Source organism: Salisediminibacterium beveridgei (assembly GCF_001721685.1).
Taxonomy (GTDB): domain Bacteria; phylum Bacillota; class Bacilli; order Bacillales; family Salisediminibacteriaceae; genus Salisediminibacterium; species Salisediminibacterium beveridgei.
This window is the reverse complement of record NZ_CP012502.1, coordinates 363682-379732: the sequence shown is the minus strand read 5'-3', so window position 1 is coordinate 379732 and position 16051 is coordinate 363682. Positions and strand designations below refer to the sequence as shown.

General features: G+C 46.7%; 11 protein-coding genes. All 11 read right to left on the bottom strand.

The window, feature by feature from the left end; genetic code table 11:
• Positions 1-22 precede the first annotated feature (22 nt).
• Complete coding sequence (locus BBEV_RS01695; protein WP_069363883.1) at positions 23-2578, bottom strand: Ig-like domain-containing protein; 2556 nt, start codon at positions 2576-2578, stop codon at positions 23-25.
• A gap of 173 nt (positions 2579-2751) precedes the next feature.
• The gene (locus BBEV_RS01690; protein ID WP_069363882.1) at positions 2752-5940 is read right to left on the bottom strand and encodes an Ig-like domain-containing protein; all 3189 of its coding nucleotides are present in this window, start codon (positions 5938-5940) and stop codon (positions 2752-2754) included.
• A 279-nt stretch (positions 5941-6219) separates the two neighbouring features.
• Positions 6220-6945: a class A sortase gene (locus tag BBEV_RS01685; RefSeq protein WP_069363881.1), complete on the bottom strand. Its 726-nt coding sequence runs from the start codon at positions 6943-6945 to the stop codon at positions 6220-6222.
• Positions 6946-6997: 52 nt separating this feature from the next.
• Positions 6998-7372, bottom strand: a complete 375-nt coding sequence (locus BBEV_RS01680; protein ID WP_069363880.1) for a DUF4870 domain-containing protein — start codon at positions 7370-7372, stop codon at positions 6998-7000.
• Positions 7373-7557: 185 nt separating this feature from the next.
• Positions 7558-8835: a radical SAM protein gene (locus tag BBEV_RS01675; protein ID WP_069363879.1), complete on the bottom strand. Its 1278-nt coding sequence runs from the start codon at positions 8833-8835 to the stop codon at positions 7558-7560.
• Positions 8836-8865: 30 nt separating this feature from the next.
• Entirely contained in the window at positions 8866-9738 is an 873-nt protein-coding gene (locus BBEV_RS01670) for a dimethyl sulfoxide reductase anchor subunit family protein (protein ID WP_069363878.1), read from the bottom strand.
• Positions 9739-9759: 21 nt separating this feature from the next.
• A complete protein-coding gene (locus BBEV_RS01665) occupies positions 9760-10311 on the bottom strand; it encodes a DMSO/selenate family reductase complex B subunit (protein ID WP_069363877.1) in 552 nt (183 codons plus the stop codon).
• Positions 10312-10325: 14 nt separating this feature from the next.
• Complete coding sequence (locus tag BBEV_RS01660) at positions 10326-12929, bottom strand: molybdopterin-dependent oxidoreductase (protein WP_069363876.1); 2604 nt, start codon at positions 12927-12929, stop codon at positions 10326-10328.
• 18 nt (positions 12930-12947) lie between these two features.
• Entirely contained in the window at positions 12948-13628 is a 681-nt protein-coding gene (locus BBEV_RS01655) for a TorD/DmsD family molecular chaperone (protein ID WP_069363875.1), read from the bottom strand.
• 243 nt (positions 13629-13871) lie between these two features.
• A complete protein-coding gene (locus tag BBEV_RS01650; RefSeq protein ID WP_069363874.1) occupies positions 13872-15467 on the bottom strand; it encodes a PucR family transcriptional regulator in 1596 nt (531 codons plus the stop codon).
• Entirely contained in the window at positions 15464-16027 is a 564-nt protein-coding gene (locus BBEV_RS01645; protein ID WP_069363873.1) for a 4Fe-4S dicluster domain-containing protein, read from the bottom strand. The genes BBEV_RS01650 and BBEV_RS01645 overlap by 4 nt, the downstream gene beginning before the upstream one ends.
• Between the last annotated feature and the right edge of the window lie 24 nt (positions 16028-16051).

The window sequence follows — 16051 nt, the reverse complement described above, 5'->3', positions numbered from 1 at the left end:
TTTGGTTTCTTTCATTCACCGATTATTCATTTACTGTTCCTGTTTTCCGATTTCGAACAGCCAGTCCAACTGCCAGCAGGATAAAGAGTGCACCCGCCAGATACAGACTCATATTCATGTTCTGATTGGTCTGTGGCAAGGTTTCATCCTTATCTTCCTCTTTCTCTTCAACCTTCTCTTTGGATTCGTCTTTCTCTTCGTTCTCTTCTTTCTCCTCCGGTTCATCCGGTTTTGGCTCATCCGGTTCGGTTGCACCCGGGTCTTCATCCACTTCTTCCTCAAGGACGATCACTTCAATGCTCACTTCACTGAATTCATCCCCGATGCCGTCCTGAAGAATGCCTCTGAACAGATACGTTCCGCCCCGTTCACCATCATATTCAGGATCGGATTCAGTCCATTCGATGGCAAAAACTTCTTCTGAATCATCTTCAAATGAAACCGTTCCTTCTTCCGGCAGGTCCAGTTCGCTTTCCAATGTGCCAAACGGGACTTCCATTGGATCAAACTGTTCCACCGCTACCGGCATCGGTTCATCAACGGTCACTGTGAGATCCGCTGTCATTCCATCCGGGTTCGTGACCAGATCAAGCAGCGTTTCATCTTCAGCAAGAACGACTTCATTGCCGTTACGCTCAGGCGTGTTCACTTCCAGTGTGCCTGTAAATGCGTAATCCCCTGGGGTTTCCCCGTCATAGGCAGGATCGCCTTCTTCCCAGGTCACAGGAACGTCAATACTGGTTCCATCATTGAGCGTCACGTCAAGCTCTTCCGGCAACGGAACATCACCCAGTTCTGTTCCATAGCCGACACGTAACGGATCGGGATCCACCACATCCGTAACTTCCGGAGCCTGAACAATCAGCGTCACCACCGGATCAATACCTGAAGGATTTAAAATCAGTCCTTCATAATCCGGAAACGCTCCTCTGTCCATTGACTGAACAGACGCTGCTCCGATCTCCTCCTGAAGGAACCTTCCTGTCACTTCATACTCGCCAGGCGTAAAGGGATCAAAGTCGGTTTCAGAATCGGATGCCCACCAGATGACATCAAGAAACATATGGTTTTCATCCCATAAGATCACTTCCACCTCATCCGGTAAGTGCGTATCTTCTTTTTCTGTCCCGTATGGGATATCAACAGGGTCAGGTTCAATCACACTGAGAATCGTCGGGGGATTCACAATAATCGTGAATTCTGCCGCTAACTCCCTTGGGTTAAACACGTATTCACCCGCATAAGCATTTGACTGATTCATCATGCCTTGATCACTCTCCGGATTTACCGGGACATCAAAGGTTCCGGTAAAGAGAATCGAACCCCGACGCTCACCATCATATTCCGGCTGACCTTCAGACTCCTCCCAGGTGACCGTAAGTGGCACTTCTTCGCCGTTCCCCAGGGTTACTTCCACTTCTCCCGGCAGTGGCAGATCCTGCCTTTCAGTTCCGTAGTTCACCGCTGTCGGAATCTGGAACTCTTCCACATCAACAATATCCACATATTCCACCACAACGCTGATGGATGCGGAAACTTGATCAGGATTTTCCATTCCATCAGGCAATTCAAGTTGTCCGATGATGTTATAAACACCAGGGACTTCAGGATAAAAAGATTCCCCGTTCGTTCCTTCTTCCCATGTCACCTTTACCTCTTCACGACTTCCATCTTCCAGTTCGACATCGACCACATCAGGGAGTGGCAGGTCGGCGAATTCAATACCACTGGACACATAAACCGGGTCCTGTTCATCAACACCTGTGATCACAGGTTCTGCCACTTCGACGTTCATTGTCGCTTTCATTGTATAAAACTGAACTTCTCCCGTGAATTGGTAGGTTCCTGGTGTAAACCCATCATAATCAGGTTCACCATCATCCCATTCCACTTCAACAGATCTGTATTGATCGTTTGTAAGATCAACGGTCACCCGTTCAGGCAGTGAAAGATCTTCTCTGGCAGTACCATAACTGACAACAAGATCATTCGGATTGATGACCGTTGAACCACCTTCATCATTCACTTCAGGTTCGCTTGCTGAACTTGATGATGCACCTTCATCCCCAGATGATTTTTCATCATTCTTTTTTCCGTCTTCTTTCGTCGTTGATGTATTTGAGGATTCATCCTCTTCATTTGTTCCATCTTCTGAGGAACCCTCTTTGTGCTCCGTTTTTTCTATAGAATCTTCATTCTCTTCTTTTTGATCATCCTCTGGATGGGTGGTTTCTTCCTGATCCCCTTCAGTTTCATCATCTGATTCTTCTTCAGTTCCTTCACCTTCTTCTTCCGTCACTCCTTCATCCTCTTCAGCTGTTTCATCAATCTCTTCTTGTTCTTCCTCACGACTGCTCTCTTCTTCAACTTCTTCACTGTTCGCAGCTTCTTCTTGATTTTCAGCCTCTTCAGTGACTTCTTCGGTGACCTTCTCATCCGATTCATCGCCATTCTTCCCTTCAGCAACGATGCTGTAAGGACTGAATGTGAGTGCCAGACAGAATAAGAGAATTGTTGATTTCTGTTTCAAGCCTTTTCTGAATCGTCTTGCTTTTCGCTTTTGACTCTGATTCTTCAATGTTAAACAACCCCTTTCTTCATATAGACCTTTTCAAAAGATTAACAGTTGAAGGTTAAATTCACGTAAAATTCCCTGAATATTTTTGAAATTTATTTGATTTTTATCTTTAACGTCAAATCGACCCCGGCTGATATCCAGACGGAGCCGATTCGCTTTTATTCCGTTACTGATTATTCATTTGCTGTGCCGGTTCTGCGATTTCGAACAGCCAGTCCAGCTGCCAGCAGGATAAAGAGTGCACCTGCCAGATACAAACTCATATTCATGTTCTGATTGGTCTGTGGCAAGGCCTCTTCAGGTTCTTTTTCTTCGGTCATCTCTTCCTCTTTTTCTGCCGGAAGAACAATGACATCAATTGTCACTTCACTAAATTCGTCTGTTTCACGATCCTGAAGCATCCCCGTGAACGTATAAGTCCCTTCGGAATCCCCATCATAGTCAGGATCCGAGGATACCCACTCCACAGCATAGGCCTGTTCGGAATCGTCTTCATAAGTGATCATCGCTTCTTCAGGAAGTTCCAGATCCTCTTCTTCGGTGCCATGCGGTACTTCAATGGCATCAAATTCCTCTACTGCAACCGGCAGCGGATCAAGGACATGAACCGTGACCGACGCTGTCAAACCTTCTGGATTTATTGCAACGTCAACGATATCCACATCACTTTGCACCTGAGCAAGACGTACATCTCCTTCGTCCAGTGTATCTTCCCATTCCTCAGGAATAGCGAAGGTACCTGTGAAATCATACTCACCAGGAGTTTGTCCGTCATAATCCGGATCGCTTCCCTCCCAGGTTACAGGTAAATGAGTTGTACTGCCGTCACTCAAAGTCACTTCCACCTCGTCCGGAACTGGAAGATCTTCCTCTTCAGTTCCATAAGGTACTTCAATTGGATCCAGTTCTTCCACGTCTGTGAGATATGGCGGTAAAACGAATACCGGCTGCATGGCCGAGAGACCTTCCGGATTCGTTAACACTTCAAGGATGTTGCTCTCCTCTTCAATCATGGCAGGACGCACATCTCCATTACCCGGACGGATTTCGTCATCTTCCCATTCTCCAGGAACATTGAATTCTCCAGTGAACATATAGGCTCCTGGCATATTACTGTTGTAATCCGGGTTACTTTCAACCCAGGTAACAGGCAATTCCGCTTTACTGCCATTACTTATTGTCACTTCAACTTCTGATGGTACTTCAAAGTCACCGCGCTCTGTTCCATAAGGTACTTCAATCGGTTTCAAATCTTCCACATCGGTGATATATGGCGCTTCAACAATGATATCAACCATAGCCGGCAATTCATCAGGATTTTCAATCATCGAAGGATCGATGTCATTCGCATCAAATTCAGCTGCAGATAATGATGAGCTTTCAATTGATAAAATTTCCACTCCGATATTCAGGGCACCTGTCAAATTGTATGTTCCCGGCATATAAGGGTTATAAGAAGGATTGGCGCTAAGCCAGATGACCTCAAGGTCCATCGTATCACCAGTATTAAGCGTCACTTCCACCTCTTCAGGCACAGGCACATCTTCAGCCTGTGTCCCATAAGGTACAATCACAGGATCAAGTTCAGAAACATCTGTAATATAAGGAGCTTGCACTTCAATTGTTATCGATGCCGTCAAGCCATCCGGGTTCAGAATATGCTCATCAGGATTCAGAGATTGCAACAACAGCATGCCATATTCAGCACCTGGGCGAACAATTTCCTCCGGTACATCGAACGTTCCTGTGAACGTCACCGTGCCAGGGCTCTCCGAATCGTATTCCGGATCACCTTCACCCCAATTCACCGGTAAATCAATCGTGTAATCGTTATCAAGGGTGACTTCCACCTCGTCCGGTAACGGCAAATCTTCTTTCGCGGTGCCGAACATCACTTCCATGTCCGTCTCAAATGTCTCCACATCCACAATCTCTGTCATTTCTACGTAGACGGTTACAGATGCGGAAAGCTCGTCGGGATTTTCGATCCCTTTAGGTAACTGGAGTTCACCGATTAAAGAGTAGGTGTCAATTTCATAAGGGTCGTACTCGCTGCCGTTCGTACCGTCCACCCAATTGACAGGAACGTCTTGCCAACTGTCATCTTCAAGCTGGACGCCAACTTCATCTGGGAGGGGAAGATCTTCCCATTCAATACCAACAGGCAATTCAATAAAATCAACATTTTCAACAGCCTGGACTGTCGGGTTTTGAACATCCACATCCACGCTTGCCTGCAGGTTATCCGGATTGACAGCAGGACCACTCAGACTCAGATCACCTCTGAACGTATACACTCCAGGAGCTGTTCCATCAAAACCGGGATCACTTTCAGCCCAGGTTATGCCCAGATCCATGTCCGAACCATCGGACAATGCCACTTCCACCTCATCAGGAAGCTCCAGATCGCCCCGTCCGGTTCCGAAAGGCACTTCAATGGTCTCCAGTGATTCCACGGAGGTAACCTCAAGACCTTCCACTTCGACGGTGATGGTTGGTACAACAGGTTCCTGCTCAGGTCCAGTAAATGCACTTGTTTCACCTGTAAAATGATAACGTCCGGGTGAATGACCGTCATACTCCGGATCCCCATCATCCCAATCAATGTCACTAGTATTCGGAAGTGAAAATGGACTGTATTCAACCACAATTTCTTCTGGCAGGTCGAGTTCTTCTCTTGACGTGCCATAAGGAACGAAGATATCATCAAAATCGCCTTCAGCCATCAGGACGATTTCAGTAATGGTTTCTTCCTCTGTTGCCGTTTCTTCACTTGCGTCTTCTCCTGAATCTTCCTCTCTTGCTTCTTTTTCCGTTCCTTCAGATTTCTCTTCCTTCACGTCGTCCTCTTCTTCAGTGCTTTCTTCTGAAGAATCAGCTTCCTGATCAGAGGCTTCTGTTGCCTTTTCATAGTCTTCTTTATTTGCATTCTCAGACTCAGCTGTATTGATTTCACTTGTTTCAGATTCATTTCCTGAATCCGCATCTTTTTCCTCTTCTTTATTTGAATCATCAGATTCATTTGACTCTTCCTCGGTTGCTTCGGATTCGTTGTTTGAGCTTTCCTCAACATTACCTTCATCTTCAGCTTCTGCAACTGCATCACTGTCATCTGATTCTTCTTCACGGTTACTTTCATCTTCTGTCGTGTTTTCCTCTAAGTCATTGGCTTCGTCTTGATCATCTGAACCTTCGGCGACTTCTTCAGTGGTCTGATCGTCCGGTTCTCTGTCATCGTCCCCTTCAGCAACAATGCTGTACGGACTGAATGTGAGTGCCAGACAGAATAGAATGATAGCGGATTTCTGCTTTAAACCCCTTCTGAAGTGCCTGGACTTCCGTTGATCCCTGCGAGTCTCCAATGGTACACAACCCCTTTCTTAAAATGGTATTTACTCTTTCAATTTCAAATCTTATCAATTAGAGGTTAAATCAAGGTTAAATTCTATGATTTTATTAATAGATATTCTAATTTTTCAGATTGTTATCAATATCACGTATTCTTTGTCAACACCGCCTTTTCAGTTGATCAATCCAGATGATGCAAAGGATAATCACACGAAAATAGTTAAAATCACGTCAAAAAACTCCCCTCTCACGATAAGAAGGGAGTTTAATTCCTGCCATATGATTGCAGGGCATCATTTCAATTGCAACAGCCGCTCTTTCATTTCGGAATCCATGTTCTCAAGAGAAACCACATCCACCAGGTCACCCTGCACGACAATCCGGTCCGATCCATCACTGGCATGACAGCTGATTAATGTCAGCATCCGCCTGTCGGCCTGATCATGAATCACTTCAATCCGCGTCGGTTCAATCACTTCCCGGTAAGAGGCTTCGTACACATAAACCTGTTCTTTATCGGTCACATACATCAGCTCACCTGCTTCAATATGACGGATCGGTGTAAACAAGAGACCAGGATTTTGCACCGCATGACTCGACAGGGCATAGTTCCCTTCCCCCATCGCTTGTCCCGGCTTCATCGTACCGGCTCCGACCATCATGTTGTCGTGGGTCGCGCCGTATAAAATGGGCAACGCCACGTCCACACTCGGAATGACAATCGAGCCGACAACCGCATCATGGTCCAGTTTGGCATCCTGCAGATCCTCGGTCTCCACACTCTCCACGGCGCTGAAATCAAACCGTTCGTCGTCCGGCAGCTCATCTTGATTCTGATCTGGTGAACTGAAACGTTCGGCATTGACGGTGATCTCTTCGCGGGTCAACTCATCAAAGTATCGATACTGATCGTCGAGGGCAGATGGAATCACCAGGTAATTCATCACCGGCTGGTACGCGATGAGCCCGATACCCATCGCCAGAATCACACTGATGAAGACTTTCATTTTCCCGGACATACAATCGCCCCCTCAAGACCTGGCACTTCAAGCGCTGCCTGTGAGCATTCCCTCAGTTTTTAAAATCCCCGAGTTGCTGCTCAGCGATCTTGCCGATAACCGGCACTTTGAACCATTGGCCTTTATAGGCTTTGTACATGCAAACAATCCAGATGACAAAGGCAACTGGTGCAAACAACAGCGAGAATAAAAAGCCAATGAGTGGAATGATTTGAATAAACATATTAATGACAATAATGACGAGCCACAGGAAAATCGACTGCAGCGCATGATAGCGGACATACCGGCTGTCCTTTTCCAGTACCAGAAACAGAATCCCGGTAATCACCCCGAGTGAATACGTCAATAAGCCGGCAACATTATAATCCAAACCCGTTGAACTTTTTTCAATGTGCCCTGATGAACCTTGTCCATTGTTCTCTGTCATGACTATACCTCCTCCCTCTGAATCAAAAGCCTTTGTGATAAGACTTTGTCATATCTTAACAAGTGAAGGTTAAATCGAGGTTAAGAACTGGTAAAGAAAAAAAGGAAAGCCCTTTGAGAAACCTTTGGGCTTTCCTGCGAATACGCTTATTTGAACTATATGCCATCTACTTCGAACACTATCCTTTAAATCGGCAAGATTCCGACTTCCCGGAACACGTTTCCCGTCGCATCCTGCTCTGTAACCAAAGAGGCTATACCGATTTCCACGTTCAGCTCCTTTTGAATCTGTTCAAGATACGAAACTGAAAATTCGATATACTGATGATCAGGATGTAATTCATAGCCAGTCAATTCCCTCTCATCCAGATAATGTTTTACTTTGTTTACATCCTCACCAAACGCTTTCGCGGACTTCAAAAAATAATCTCTTTGCGAAAACGTTCTGACTTGATCGTCATTGATTGTGCTGTTTTGCTGATACAGCTGACCTGTATGCTTGTTTTCCAGCGAACAGTAATGAACACCCAGGGACAGATCCTCTTTCACCGCGAAGCTCAGCAGTTCCCTGCATAGATCCTGGCTTTCATCAATTGCCAGTCCACCCGCGTACCAGTAGTTATAATACGTCTCAAATGGCGGATACTTCAGTTTAAAGCCACGCTCGATAAACGGTGCAGGGTTTTGAATCGGAAAACAGAACTCAAGGAGATTGATGCCGTCGATACCAATCGCATCCAACTTCAAAAGCAGTGCCTTCATCTCAGACAGCGTACCCGGAATCACCGGCATCTCCACGACGACTCTCGGAATATATGACTTCGACAGCCTCATCCGTTCAAACAGCTGTTCATGCTGTTTGGACGTCTCATCCTGCTTGACGCTGAAACGGACCTCATCGAGTCCCGCATCACCGAGCGCCTTTAATAGCATGTTGTTCAACAAATCCCCTGCCGTGTAAAGGCGGGTATATGTTTTTGGTGTATTATCCCGGATAAACTCAAAGAATGCCACACTTTCTTTTGGATGCAGCAACGGTTCCCCGCCTGTTAATGCAATATGCTCAAACGTCTTACCCTGCTTAAGCAATCGTTCAAGTTCAAGCACCGGATGATTATTCCGCACCTGGAATTCAGCAAAATTCTCCTGATTCTCATTGAAGCAAAAATAACAGGATTTGTGGCATTTAAACGATACAAACGATGTATGACTCTTTTCACCCGTTTGACAGGCAATACATGCAGGGGAGATCCAATTCACATAATGACTCTTGTTTTGATTACGTGATACAACACCCTCACTTTCATCAAAGGTCAGATTCACTTCATCACTCCGACCACCAAAGGCAATGCCAAGAGAGGCAATGGCCTCGTCGGTCTGTTTTTGAATCTCTTCATACCTCTTCAGATAGGCTTGAAAAACCGGGTTTTTTACATCTTGGCAATCATTTGTCATGTTCATCATGTTGGAAATCCCCTCTCATGTGGATCAAGTTTACCCTATAAACATGGGTACTCCTGTTGCATAAAAAATATACCGCCCAAGAAACTCACCGACTAAAATCATTGAGAACGCTGCATATATCAAACCATACTGACCTGCCTGCAATGGTTTACTCCGGAACAACGCGTACAGGATCAAACCGATGCCTCCCAACGATAACGTCCAGCGAATCATGATTGACCAGATATGTTGAGAAGACAGCACTTCAAGCGATTGAACACCTGCTGCCCCAGCCGTTGATAAACCACTCAAGAATACCGGTAAATACGCCAACTGGACAATCAGTACCACACCACCCGTAATCGCCAGCGATTTTAAAACACTTTGAACTTGATCTGGATTCCTCTTACTGGACGTCAGCAGGATCATCACCATGATCGCCACTCCGAAAAAGATCGCTGTACCAAAGAAGGTCAGGTACGTATTGAAGTCGGTCCATGCTGGAATAATCGATGTTGCATAAATGCTGGCCATACTCACAACCGCTCCGGCACCTGCCAGAACCGTAAGCCAGCCGAAAAGGCTGTTCCATTTGTCTTTTCGGTCGAGTATAAAGGCCACAGCCCACATCGCAAAAAATAAACCTGTAAAGACAATTTCCCGACTCAGCCAGGAGGATGAAACATTCAGAATGGATCGATAAGCACCCAGTGGATCCCCCAAATGAAGCGCCGAAAGCAAAATTCCGATGATCACCAGAGGGCCCGTGACCAATAATCCTTTACGAGTTACGCTTTTCCGGAGATCCAGGTCCAGTTTTTTTCTACTTCGCAGAATGACAACGAACAGAAATGTTCCTACGGCTGCCTGCATCATCAGTGTGAACAGGAGAAGCTGCCATTCTTCAGCAAGAACATGAAACATGAGATTTCCCTCCTCTACTTGTTATTTTTCAGCCTGCGGAATGGCTTTGACAATCACATTAGGGTGTGTGATGCCCTTATCCGCAAACACCTTCAAATCCACACCGTCCCCGTATTTCGCCCGAAGGTCGTCCAGCTCCCCGAAGTCAAGTGCCCGCATCACACAGGCATCAACGCAGGCGGGATTTTCGCCCTCATCAACGAGAGCTGCACATCCGTCGCATTTCCCGGCTTTTCCTGTTTCCTCATTGTATTGAGGGCCTTCATAAGGGCAGGACCACAAGCACATTTTGCAGCCAACGCACTTCGCCTCATCATTTACGACCAAACCATCCTCTGTTCGTTTAAAAATCGCTCCCGTCGGACAATTCTCCGCACACTTCGGTTCATCACAGTGATTGCAGCTGACGGACAGGAAGAAACCCCACGTGTCCGGGAATCGTCCTCCTTCAAATTCATAGACCCGCCTGTAATTGACGCCGACTTTTAAGTCATTCACATCTTTACAGGAAACAGAACACACTTTACACCCTGAACAGACGGTCGAATCAATATAGAATCCTTTTTGTCCCATGATCGGTCACCTCCTTAGAATATCACCCGTTGATCCCAGTGCTCATCGGACTTTAACGGTTTACCATCGTATTTTTCCACAGTTACATTACACGTGTTCCAAGGCTCTTCACCCTGACCACTCAAATGGGACCCGTTCAGCATGTTCGTCGCACCTGCGTGGTCAATCCCGGTTTCTTCATCAATATCAACCCAGGCCCCTTCACCAAGACTGACAACCCCTGGCATCATGGTTTCCGTTGTAAATAAATGTCGGAGCACTTTACCGTGGCGACTTCGGATGAGAACCGTTTCGCCGTCTTTTAATCCCCGCTCATCCGCGTCACGTTTATTCATCACGAATTCCTGCGGGAACGCTTCACGGAGCTGTGGCACATTATCAAAGACCGAGTGACTCCGTCTAGGGTAGTGAATTGTGACGAGCTGGAATGGAAATTCACCTTTTTTCTTACTCTCCCAATCTTCGAATGTATCTTCATAGCCTTCAACCGGTGCTTCATATTTAGCGATCGGCGCCAATGTGGTAAATCCGTAGGCTTCAATCTCATCCGCGAGGATCTGGCAATGAATTTCGAGTTTTCCGGATTCTGTATCCAATGGATTTTCTTCCGGGTTATCCACGTAGGTCTTGCCTTTTATGTCACCCAGTTGATCATCCGGTGAACGTTGTACCTGATACGACCCTTTTTCCAACAGTTCATCAAGAGCGATCCGGCCACTTTGTGCCTCTCCTTCAACACCCCACTGATCGATGTCCTCTTGCGTAATGGACACAAGCGGCTCATAGTCTTCACCGTTGTCCTGAATCACTTGGGCTCCGGCGAGGCTGTTGAAAAATTGCTGTTTCTCACTGATCGGATATAACGTCTCTTCATCAATTCCAAGGCGCTTGCCCAGTTCAATTTCCATCCACTCTTCTGATCGAGCTTCAAACAAAGGTTCAGTGACCTTATTGGCGATAAAGATCGCTTCAGGATTTCCAGTATTGATCCGTCCTTCTTTTTCCCATTCCGTGGTTGCGGGTAAAACGATATCCGCATACTTTGAAATCGTGGAAAGGACGATGTCATTGGTGATGATCGAATCGAGTTTTCTGAACGCTTTGATACCTTTCGGGATATCCGATGACTGGTTCAGGAAGTTATCGCCGCTTCCGTTACGCACTTTCCAGATCATCCGGATATCACAAGGGACTTTCCCCCGCACCGTCGCCGTGTATTCTCCATTCAATATGGCATCGTAGGTTTCCGTATATGCCATGCCGTGGAAATCGGTTCGCGTTGGCGCAGCAAAACGGTAGCCGTCATAGGCACCAAACGTCACACCTGGGAACAGCGGGTTTTCCGGATTTTCGAGGCCACGTCCGCCCGGCATCACGAGGGTTTTCCCACCGTAACTCTGGTTTCGCGCATAGTTCAGCGTAAACACACCGGCACCCGGCTTACCCACGTTTCCGGTCATCCAGCCGACTGTAAGGAACGCCTGACAAAACTGCTGGCCACGATATGTCCTTGCCGGGGCAAAAGACGATTGGAAGATCATCGGTTTTGTCGTACCGATTTCCTGAGCGAACATCCGAATTTTTTCCGGTGGCGTACCGCAAATTTCCGACGCCCATTCCGGCGTCTTTGGAACACCGTCATGGGTCCCCAGAACATAATCCTTGAAATTTTCGTCCGGATCAGCCCCTTCCGGCATATGATCGCGATCGAAACCAACTGTACAACGGTCCAGGAAGTCCTGATCTTGCAGATCGTTTTCAATCATGTAGTGAGCGAGCGCAAGGAGCAATGCGGCATCGGTTCCAGGACGGCAAGGAATAAATTCTGCATCCAACGATTTGATCGACGGGTTGATAAACGGATCCACGAAGATGAATTTCGCGCCCGCTTTCTTTGCCTGAAGCAGGTTATACTGCGGGTTACCGCCGTTACTCCACGCCGGGTTCGAACCCCACATGACAATCAGTTTGGCATTTCGCCAATCAAGCCGGTCACTGCCTCCCCAGGAGAGATTCGCTGCCATGTGCTGTTGCGGTTTCCCCCAAGCACCAGAGGAAGAAGATCCCCATCGAACAAGTGCACCGCCGTAATGATTTATTAACCGGCTCGCGCCGATAATCGATTTGTTTCCGTAGTTTTCTTTTACACGTTTGAGCTCATCTGCCACGAGATCGAGGGCCTCATCCCAGTCGAGCCTCACCCACTCATCGCGTCCGCGCAAATCCTTATTGCCACCGCCTGGCTCCCAGTGCTTTCGCCTCATCGGATACTTGAGACGATCCACGCCGAACACCTGGTGACGCTGAGAGCGCCCGCGCGCACAGCCGCGCTGCTGTGGATAGTCAGGCGTATCTTCATGTGTATCATCCGTCTTTTGCTTCGTCACAATTCCATCCACAACAAACCCTTTATTCAGACAGCGTCCGCCGCAGTTATGCCAACAGGAGGCCGACACCCAGCGCCCTTCTTCCTCAAGCTTCTCCGCAGCCACTCGCGAATCGATTTTCTTGAGACCATAAGCAGGGACTGCTGCGGTTGCGGTTACTGCTGCAGACCAGCCAATAAATGCTTTTCGACTGAATTTTTTATCCAGTGCTTTTTTTACCAGACTTGCCATTTCAATCACCTCCGAAGATCATTCATCATTCCAAACATAGTTTTTTAACTCCTCTAACGCTGCCTGATCCAGTGAAGTCACTGCATCGAGGATTTTCACAGCCCCGCGGTAAAATGTTGTATCCGCAGATGCTGACACATTCTGAATAAATGCCGGCAGCCAGTTTCTCAGATGACTGCTCAAAAACGACTGCTGATCTGTCAGTAACTCCATAAGCTGGAGCAAGTCCTCTTTTTCACATGCATCCCGGGTCATGCAACTCAACCGGTACATAAAATCCAGTTCGAGCCCAAGGTGATCATCTGCCTCTTTCTGGTACTGCTCAGGCAGAAAACTGTATTTCAAATAGTGCAGGCGGACTTCCCTTGTTTCGTTTTGAAACAAAAGCCCATCCTTGTTTGTGTAGGCTGATTCCCAAATCGGTGCCGGTAAACGGTATGGGCCGATAAACATGCGTGTATAATCCCAATGAAGCCGATCGAAAATGCCTTCGACTGACAATGCCTCTTGCATCAGCAGTCTGCCTTCTTCAAGCTTTGGATCCTCTTCTTCAAACGGCAGTTCATTTAGAAGAAGTTCAGCTAAATCATTCAGCAGCTGTTGATCCGGTTCTTGCCTGAACAAGCGTCTTAATATGTCATAATAATTCATCCGGACTTCCATCAATGGCTTGACGTCTGTATCTGTTGCCTGTGTCATCGTATCCCTCCTTCCCCTGATTTTTGTATACGCAGGTACAACCTCTCATGTGAAAAAGTGAACTTACGTATAGTGTACTCGTTCAGGGATTGTTATAAGATGTTCGTTTGAACAGAATTACCAGAAATAAAGTGTGATGGATTCCACCGTTCCATCCAATTTCAGGAGAATTCTTGTCTGAAATGTGAAGTGTACATAAAAAAACAGCCTCCTCATTCGTGAGTAGGCTGTTACAAGATGGCATTATGACAAATCTTTGACGTTCGTCTGAAAAAAATCAATCGCGTGTATCTTAACCGCAATGCTGATGTTAACGAAGTCCTCATGGTTATAGATGTCTACACCAAGGAGCTTGTTAATTTTTTGCAGCCGTTTACGGAGCGTGTTCGGATGGAAATGCATCGCTCCAGCTGTTTCCTGAACATTTGTGTCATGAATAATCCACTGCTTCAACGTTTCCAGATAATCGGTTTGATGCTGCCGATCAGTATCTATCAGTGGTTTCAGGTACGACGAACTGAATTCTACAAGATGATCCTGATTCAGATAAAACAAAAGCCGCAGCACACCGAGATCCTCAATATGAAACACCTGCTTTTCACGGGACCATTCGTTCCCAAGTTTCAAAGCCATCAAGGCTTCCTGATAGCTCTTGTTCAGCTCCTTCGTATTCGGATAACACTTGCCGATACCTGCTTTCATCGTCACCTGAGGCATTTTCCCCGAATAGCGGGTGATCATTTCCTGGAGATAGGCCCTAAGCCGGTCGCTTGGGTATGCCTCTTCTATTGAACAGTCCGATCTTAAAATGAATACAATGTCATCTTGAAAAACCTCAATCAGACCAGCTGAATGATCCTGTCTGAAGCGTTTCAACAGCCGCTCAAACAGTTCTTTTCGCCAGCCTTCATCCAGCTGGTGCCGCTGGCTGTCGTCTGTTGAAACCCTGATCACCGCCAAGTGGTGTGGATCAGAAAGATCCCAGCCCCAAGTTGCAGCCTGGTCCAACAGCGCCTGTTCAGATTTGAAGTTATTGTATAAAAGGTCGTGAAGAAAATGGTTCTTGAATGTCAGGTGCAACTCATTCATCTTCTCTTCCTGCTGACTCACCAACGACAATAACATGGCAAAGTACGCAAGCAGATCGTGAAACCAGGTCACCTCGGTCACCGGTGTGATCACATAATAGCGGATCTCTTCATGCGCGTAGACCGGATAACAGGTAAGCGGAATCGATTGATTCATCGCTTCATCCACGAACCGTTCAGGTCGAAAATAAAACTGCTGCAGCCACTTGCTCCTCGAGTGAATCAGAAATTGCACCCAATCCGATGTCGCTTCAGATTCCACCTTCTCTGATACGGTTTTGAAATTTTGGTCGACAACCGTTACCGGTTGCGCAATCGCTTTTTGCACAGCCAATGATCGGCCGAAGAGTTCTTTCATTGTGGTGTTATGGGTATCCTGAATCAGCTGATAGGTTGATAATGCTTTGTTATTTGCAGTCATCTCTTTCAAGGGATAGCTCAGATGAATAACCGGCACTTCAAAAAGGGCATAAATCCCGGATAGCTGCTCTTTTATTGGTAATTCACGCGGATGAAAAAGCAGGATTCCGACTACTTGAGGCAACTGCATGATTTGCAAAACGTCGTCCTCTGTCAGACGCTCCCGCGCTTCGTTGATGTACGGCAGATAAACAAGTATGGACGCCGAAGATTCTGATTCAAACGGCTTTGATGAGATTTCTTCGAATCCGATGATATCCGTGCCCACTGGTGTGACCGGATGAACATGTTTAAACGGGAATGATAAAAGCAGATCCTGTATTGTTTTCATGATAAACCACCTGACAGAAAGTGTTGTTTGATCGCCCTTTGTTTCCGGATGACGATCGCCGGAGAAGTGAATCGTGAGATCGGGATATGATTGCCAGTATAACTCTCTGTCACCTCCTGGTGTTCAGGTAATTTCGCGAAATTCAATGCATCCGTAGGGCAATTCCCCACACAGACTGGCGCCAGACCCTCACTCAGACGCTCGTGGCAAAAATCACATTTGTCTACCTTTTCCGTGTGGAGATTCAACTGCGGCGCACCGAACGGGCAGGCCTCCACACATAATTTACAACCTTCACAGAAGGTATCATCATGAGTCACGATGCCATCCCGACGCTTCGTATAATTGTTGTTTGGACAAATCGTGACACAAACCGGATTCTGACAATGGTTACAAGACATCGACAAATAGACTGGTTGATCCTTGTTGCCGCTTCGCTGTTGAATTGTCCTTCTCGGTTGATCTCCATGAGTTAAGCAGTGCTCCTGATAACAGGCCGCACTGCAGGAGTAACATTCAATACAGCGCTCTGCGTGAATGATAAAATGATACCTTTCCACTGCAAACGCCTCCTTTATCACTGA

Excerpts from the sequence above, each read along its gene's own strand:
- BBEV_RS01685 (WP_069363881.1), bottom strand. The coding sequence starts at position 6,945 with ATGTCCGGGAAAATGAAAGTCTTCATCAGTGTGATTCTGGCGATGGGT.
- BBEV_RS01680 (WP_069363880.1), bottom strand. The coding sequence starts at position 7,372 with ATGACAGAGAACAATGGACAAGGTTCATCAGGGCACATTGAAAAAAGT.
- BBEV_RS01675 (WP_069363879.1), bottom strand. The coding sequence starts at position 8,835 with ATGATGAACATGACAAATGATTGCCAAGATGTAAAAAACCCGGTTTTT.
- BBEV_RS01670 (WP_069363878.1), bottom strand. The coding sequence starts at position 9,738 with ATGTTTCATGTTCTTGCTGAAGAATGGCAGCTTCTCCTGTTCACACTG.
- BBEV_RS01665 (WP_069363877.1), bottom strand. The coding sequence starts at position 10,311 with ATGGGACAAAAAGGATTCTATATTGATTCGACCGTCTGTTCAGGGTGT.
- BBEV_RS01660 (WP_069363876.1), bottom strand. The coding sequence starts at position 12,929 with ATGGCAAGTCTGGTAAAAAAAGCACTGGATAAAAAATTCAGTCGAAAA.
- BBEV_RS01655 (WP_069363875.1), bottom strand. The coding sequence starts at position 13,628 with ATGACACAGGCAACAGATACAGACGTCAAGCCATTGATGGAAGTCCGG.
- BBEV_RS01650 (WP_069363874.1), bottom strand. The coding sequence starts at position 15,467 with ATGAAAACAATACAGGATCTGCTTTTATCATTCCCGTTTAAACATGTT.